Origin of the sequence: Lyngbya sp. CCY1209, from assembly GCF_035615495.1 — a bacterium.
Classification (GTDB): Bacteria; Cyanobacteriota; Cyanobacteriia; order Cyanobacteriales; family Microcoleaceae; genus Limnospira.
On record NZ_JAJENU010000590.1, the window covers coordinates 24,106 to 30,302 of the forward strand.

At 53.5% G+C, this 6,197-nt stretch carries 6 protein-coding genes; 3 read left to right on the forward strand and 3 right to left on the reverse strand.

Annotation, left to right across the window (positions count from 1 at the left end):
• Nucleotides 1-4 precede the first annotated feature (4 nt).
• Nucleotides 5-1,021, reverse strand: a complete 1,017-nt coding sequence (locus LKE08_RS21690; RefSeq protein WP_324706346.1) for a PstS family phosphate ABC transporter substrate-binding protein — start codon at nt 1,019-1,021, stop codon at nt 5-7.
• 357 nt (nt 1,022-1,378) lie between these two features.
• Here LKE08_RS21690 and LKE08_RS21695 point away from each other — a divergent pair, with 357 nt between their 5' ends.
• A complete protein-coding gene (locus tag LKE08_RS21695; protein ID WP_324706347.1) occupies nt 1,379-1,594 on the forward strand; it encodes a hypothetical protein in 216 nt (71 codons plus the stop codon).
• Nucleotides 1,595-1,669: 75 nt separating this feature from the next.
• On the forward strand, nt 1,670-2,272 hold the full coding sequence (locus LKE08_RS21700) for a nitroreductase family protein (protein ID WP_324706348.1): 603 nt from the start codon (nt 1,670-1,672) through the stop codon (nt 2,270-2,272).
• 260 nt (nt 2,273-2,532) lie between these two features.
• Here LKE08_RS21700 and LKE08_RS21705 read toward each other — a convergent pair whose 3' ends face one another.
• The gene (locus tag LKE08_RS21705) at nt 2,533-2,916 is read right to left on the reverse strand and encodes a hypothetical protein (protein WP_324706349.1); all 384 of its coding nucleotides are present in this window, start codon (nt 2,914-2,916) and stop codon (nt 2,533-2,535) included.
• Nucleotides 2,917-3,118: 202 nt separating this feature from the next.
• Entirely contained in the window at nt 3,119-3,976 is an 858-nt protein-coding gene (locus LKE08_RS21710; RefSeq protein WP_324706351.1) for a leucine-rich repeat domain-containing protein, read from the reverse strand.
• Between the two features lie 171 nt (nt 3,977-4,147).
• Here LKE08_RS21710 and ribBA point away from each other — a divergent pair, with 171 nt between their 5' ends.
• A complete protein-coding gene (gene ribBA, locus LKE08_RS21715; protein WP_324706352.1) occupies nt 4,148-5,896 on the forward strand; it encodes a bifunctional 3,4-dihydroxy-2-butanone-4-phosphate synthase/GTP cyclohydrolase II in 1,749 nt (582 codons plus the stop codon).
• The last annotated feature ends 301 nt before the right edge of the window (nt 5,897-6,197 follow it).

Below are 6,197 nucleotides of genomic sequence, written 5' to 3' on the forward strand. Positions count from 1 at the left end.
GGATTTAGTATTCGGTTGTCGTTTTCAACACTTCATCGATGCTCATGGTGAATTCCGCTTCGCCGCCGAACGCGGTTCCAACTTTGGTTTTATGAAAGTTTCGGTAAACTGCGGTATAGTCGTCCTCCTCGAAGGGGATGTAACCCACAGAACTGACGATTTCCGGGGAGTTTCTGATATAAAAATCCAGGAAATCCGTCATCAATGGATTGTCCCGCGCCACCCCCGCATTGATATAAATAAACAGGGGACGAGCCAGGGGCTTATATTCGGCATTTTGAACGGCTTCCGGGGAAGGCATGACGGGGGAACCTTCGCTGTTATGAATTGCCACCGCTTTGAGTTTATCTTGATTTTCAAAGTAGTAAGCATAGCCGAAATATCCCAAAGCGTTCGGATTTTCGCTCACGCCTTTCGCCAATATATCGTCGTCCTCGCTGGCCGTGTAGTCGCTGCGGGAGCTTCCCGATTGGCCGACAATTGCCTCGGTAAAATAATCGTAGGTTCCCGAATCGGTACCCGGCCCAAATAGAACGATGGGGCGGTCGGGCCACTCCGGTCGAATTTGGTTCCACTTGGTAATTTTTCCCTGGGCGGCGGGTTCCCAAATTTTTTTGAGTTCCGCAACGGTCAGGTCTGACGCCCAAGTATTTTGGGGGTTGACAACCACCGTCAGGGCATCAAAAGCGACGGGAAGTTCGATATATGCAATTTCATTTTTTTTGCACTCCTCCATCTCGTTTTTGAGAATGGGGCGGGACGCATTGTTGATGTCAGTTTCGCCGGCACAGAATTTTTTAAAACCGCCGCCGGTACCGGAAAAACTGGCACTCACTTCAACGTCTTGCTCGGGTTCGGCGTTGAATTGGGCGACCATTTTTTCGGTGATGGGGTAGACGGTACTCGAACCGTCGATTTGAATGGGTCGGACTTGGCCGGACTGGGTGGGCTCGCAGGCGGACAGTACGGCGACTGCCCCCAGCCCCAAAGCCAGCCGTCGGGCTGTTTGGATTGGACTCATGAACTTCGCCCCCGGTTGAGCAAATGGAGGAACACTCTCTATTATTTCAAAAAAAATTGATATGTCAAGGGGGTTGCCCGCGTCCTGGGTACGAGATTTCATCGCTAAACTCCTTGCCAGCAAGGGAATAGAGGCTGAATGGTCGAGGCGAAAGGGCGATCGCACCTTCCGTATTAATCAAAAAATATTGATTTAACCGAACTCCGGTTTGATGAGAATGCGATCGCGATCGCACCCCCATGTTGATCTGACTCACTGCCAAAGACAACGAAGATCTCATCCGTAAATTCCCCGAGTCACGGCGATCGAAAAGCGATCGCGGGAAGATATAAATAGAGAAGCGTTCAGTCCAGTCAAATGATTTCAGTTCAACTTTTACCCGGCGCCATCTACAACATGATGGCTACCGTAGCCGACAAAGGCTACCTGACCCTCGCCGACCGCTACGGACTCATGGCCGCCATCCTCGACGAGTCCCTCAGTGAAGACGAACAGCGATCGCTCAACCGGTTGCTGCGATCGGTGGTTCGCGGTCGGATCAAAATTGTCGAGGAACTTTCCGAAGTCCTCTAAACGTTCCAGTGCCAACCTTTCTGCTACAATCTCCGAGTCCCAGTCATCACCTAGCAACCGAGGTTAAAGGGAACGATGGAGTTATTTGAAGCGATCGAACAACGCCGTTCGGTCAAACACTACGATCCGTCTCACGCCATGACCGAGGCGGAAATTCAAACCCTCTTAGAAACGGCTATACTCTCCCCGACTTCTTTTAATATTCAAAACTGGCGGTTTGTGGTTGTCCGAGATCCGGAAATTCGCCAGCAAATCCGTGCTGCCGCCTGGGATCAGGCTCAAGTTACTGAAGCTTCGATCCTGATTATTTTGTGTGCCGATCTCAAATCCTGGCAAAAGAATCCCGAACGATATTGGCAGAATGCACCGGAAACAACCCGCAATATGTTAGTTCCCATGATCGGTTCTTTTTACGACGGAAAGGAACAACTGCAACGGGATGAAGCGATGCGTTCCTGCGGCATGGCCGGACAGACGATCATGCTGACGGCAAAGGCGATGGGTTACGATAGCTGTCCGATGATCGGATTTGACCCCGAAAAGGTCGCAGAAATTATTAAGTTGCCCGAAGATCATGCGATCGCTTTTATGATTGCCGTGGGTAAGGCGGTGAAACCGGCTTCGCCCCGGGGGGGACAACTCGATCTTTCGGAAGTGGTGATTCGCGACAGTTGGTAATTTCAAATGCGAAAAGTGAATATCCCCCCCAGCCCCCATCCCCCCCGGCCCCCATCCCCCCCAGCCCCCATCCCCCCCAGCCCCCCTTTGTAAGGGGGGAGTAAGGGGGGAGTAAGGGGGGAGGAAGGGGGGAGAATTCGTCATCAAAGTCCCCCTTTTTAAGGGGGATTTAGGGGGATCATTGGTCTTTCATTAAATCGAAAACGGCGATATAAAAACCGGATCGAATTGGATTTCAAAACGTAGCTGAAATACAAAATCTACCACCCGCCGGCCTGGAAATCCCGAGCCGCCTTTTGATATTCGCTGGGTACGGTGCGGATAATTCCTCGGGACATTTGAGACACTTGGCTGGCGACCACACCGCCGATCGCACCCAAGACGATCAGGGCCGAAAAAAAGCCGAACAGGACAGAATTTCGGGAATCGGTGGGATGGTCTTCGGGGGGGAGGGGACTTTCTTCCTCCTCGAATCCGATTCGATCGCGATCGTTATCTTCTGTTATCGCCCCCTTCCCGACGAGTGGAAGTAACTCGACCTCGGAAACGAAGGGGTTGTAGAGAACTCGATCGGAGATGCCGGATATTGAATAGGAGAGTTTCATGGGTTTTTCACCGATGTTGTCGATGTCATCTATTTTCACCGAGTTTCGATAAGGTTTCGGTGAAGTCAATCCGATGTTTTTGTAATCTTAACCCATCCCGTCCGCGATCGCGATCGCTTTCCTGTTAATGTGAACAAATGTTAACCTTTTGTTGTGATTTCCTGATTTTTTGGCGATCGACTGATGACTTGAGTTGCAATTGTTTATATAGCAATCTAGCAATCTTTTCCCATCGAAACCGCTACAAGAAACATAAAGCGTCCGGATTTTGGGGGCAAATTTGATTTGCAATGGGATTGTCGTGGAGGTAGATCTCGTGGAGATTATCGAGAGAAGCGAGGGAAAACGGGTTGGAAATGTTGTTGCTGTTGAGATTCAATTCCCTTAAATTATTTAGAGAAGCCAACGGTTCGACGTTGGAGATATTATTATTGCTCAGGTTCAGTTCGGTCAAATTAGTCAGGGTTGCCAGCGGCGCGAGGTCGGAAATTTGGTTGCGGGACAGGCCGAGTTCCGTCAAGTTCGTCAGGGGACTCAGGGGGGTCAAGTCGGAGATTTGATTGTTTCCCAACAACAGGAGGTTGAGGTTTTCCAGGGAACTGAGGGGGGTCAAATCCGAAATTTGATTGTTGATGAGAATCAGCCGTTCCAGTTGGGTCAGCGGTTCCAGGGGGGTGAGGTCGGAGATGTCGTTGGAGGCGAGAAACAGAATTCTGAGGTTGGTGAGATTGCCGAGGGGGGTCAAATCGGAAATCTCGTTTCTGTGGAGGACGAGGCGGTTGAGGTTGGTGAGGGTCGCCAAAGGCCGCAGGTCGGACAGTTCCCGGGCCGTCAGGTCCAGGCGGCGGAGGGTTGCCAGCCGCTTTTCGGCTTCCGAACAGTTCTCGGTGTCGGCAGTTTCCAGGAGGAGATCGACGGTGCGGCGGGTTTCGGGGGGCAACTCTTCCTTCGCCGCGCACCACTGGGAAAAGCCGGTGGATTCGTCCAAGTCGCCTGCGGACTGACCCGGAGATGGGGTCGCCGTTGTCAAGCATAAGGCGCAACCCGAGGCGATCGCGGCCCCGATTCCCAGGATTTGACGCTCAAACTGTCCCCACATCTGCATTTCCTCGATATCACACCACAAACGAAAGCGATCCGAGCGCGATCGCAACACCCGATCATATCGTAGAGTCGGCCGATTCCCACCGCGGCGATCGGGAAAGTCCGGGAGTATGTCAAAATCAAAAACGAGTTGCCTGTAAGATTAATCGCGCATTTCGAGGATTCCGTGACCGAACCCACCCCCACCCCGGCTTTCAAATTCGACCGCGTTGAGGATGCTTTGGCAGACCTGAAGGCGGGACGCTGCATCGTCGTCGTGGATGACGAACACCGGGAGAACGAGGGCGATCTGATCTGTGCCGCCCAATTTGCCACCCCCCAAACCATCAACTTCATGGCGGTGGAAGCCCGGGGGCTGATCTGCTTGGCCCTGACCGGCGATCGCCTCGACCAACTCGACCTCCCCCTGATGGTGACGAAAAACACCGACAGCAACCAAACCGCCTTCACCGTCAGCATCGACGCATCCCCCAAAATGGGAGTCACCACGGGCATTTCCGCCGACGATCGCGCCCGCACCATCCAGGTGGCGATCCAACCGGAAACCCAACCGGAGGACCTGCGGCGCCCCGGCCACATTTTCCCCCTGCGGGCCAAAGAGGGCGGCGTCCTGGAACGGGCCGGCCACACCGAAGCGGCGGTGGATCTGGCGCGGCTGGCCGGACTCTACCCCGGCGGCGTGATCTGCGAGATCCAAAACCCGGACGGTTCGATGGCGCGACTTCCGGAACTGATCGAATACGCCCAAACCCACAATTTGAAACTGATCAGCATCGCCGACCTGATCGGCTACCGCCTGCAACACGATCGCTTCATCCTCCGGGAGGCCGTCGCCAAACTCCCCACCCAATTCGGAGAGTTTTTAATTTACGCCTACCGCAACACCCAGGACGACAGCGAGCACGTCGCCCTCGTCAAAGGCGACCCGGCAGATTTCGGGGACATCCCGGTGATGGTGCGGGTACACTCGGAATGTCTGACCGGCGACGCCTTCGGTTCCCTCCGCTGCGACTGCCGGATGCAACTCCAAACCGCGTTGAAAATGATCGACTACGCCGGGGCGGGGGTGCTGGTTTACCTGAAACAGGAAGGCCGCGGCATCGGTTTAATTAATAAATTGAAAGCCTATTCGTTGCAGGATATGGGGCTCGACACGGTGGAAGCCAACGAACGCCTCGGCTTCCCCCCCGACCTGCGAAATTACGGCATGGGGGCGCAAATTCTCAACGATATCGGCGTGCGCCAGATCCGGCTGATTACAAACAATCCCCGCAAAATTGCCGGGTTGAAGGGTTACGGCATCGAGATCGTCGATCGCGTACCGTTATTAATCGAAGCGACGGATTACAACTCGGTTTACCTGGCGACGAAGGCGAAAAAGTTGGGTCATCTGTTGCTGCAAACCTATTTGGTGACGGTGGCGATCAAGTGGGAAAAACTGCCGAAAGATCCGGTGGAGACGGCGGAGGAAATGGGGGAAACGTTCATCCCTTCCACACTGTCGGTTTTGCAGTCGGCGGCGGAACTGTATTCCTACTCCGACCAGGTGGAAAAACTCAGACATCTCGCCCACAGTTACGAACTGCGAATTCAGGAGGAAACTCGCCCGGTGGCGATCGCCTTATTCGGTCAGGCCTCGATGGTGTTTAACCTCGGTTTCGACCAGCCGAATTTGGCGGCGGCGGACTGGTATGAGGATAATGACCATCCCTATGTTAAAGCCATTCAGGAGATATTGGATCGCATCGCCACCTGGCCCCACGTCGAAAAGTTGGAGTTTCTGATTTCTCCGGGTTACGATCCCCTCACGAGTCTGAAAGTGCAATTGAAGCGGCAGGCGTTTTCTTTGGAGAAGCGTCCGAGCTCGGTGTGCGATCGGTTGGAAACGCAGACGATTTATCGTTTTTCGGTGTGAAAAGCCCTCACCCCCGACCCCTCTCCCAATTTTGGGCGAGGGGAGTTGATTTTCCGGTTCCCCCCAAAATTGGGGGGATCGGGGGGGCTTCCGACACTCTCGCCTTTAATATTCATTAAATTTCACCACAGAGGCACAGAGGACACGGAGAGGTTATCGGTTTTTACGAAATATCTGGACTGCCATAATCACATAAAAAACGGATGGTATGGCAATCGGAAACCATTGGTAAATCGTCGCGCCCCCAAACCCCCAATTCTGGGGGCTTTGAGTGGAGCGATTTTTTTCCGGAATCATTTCA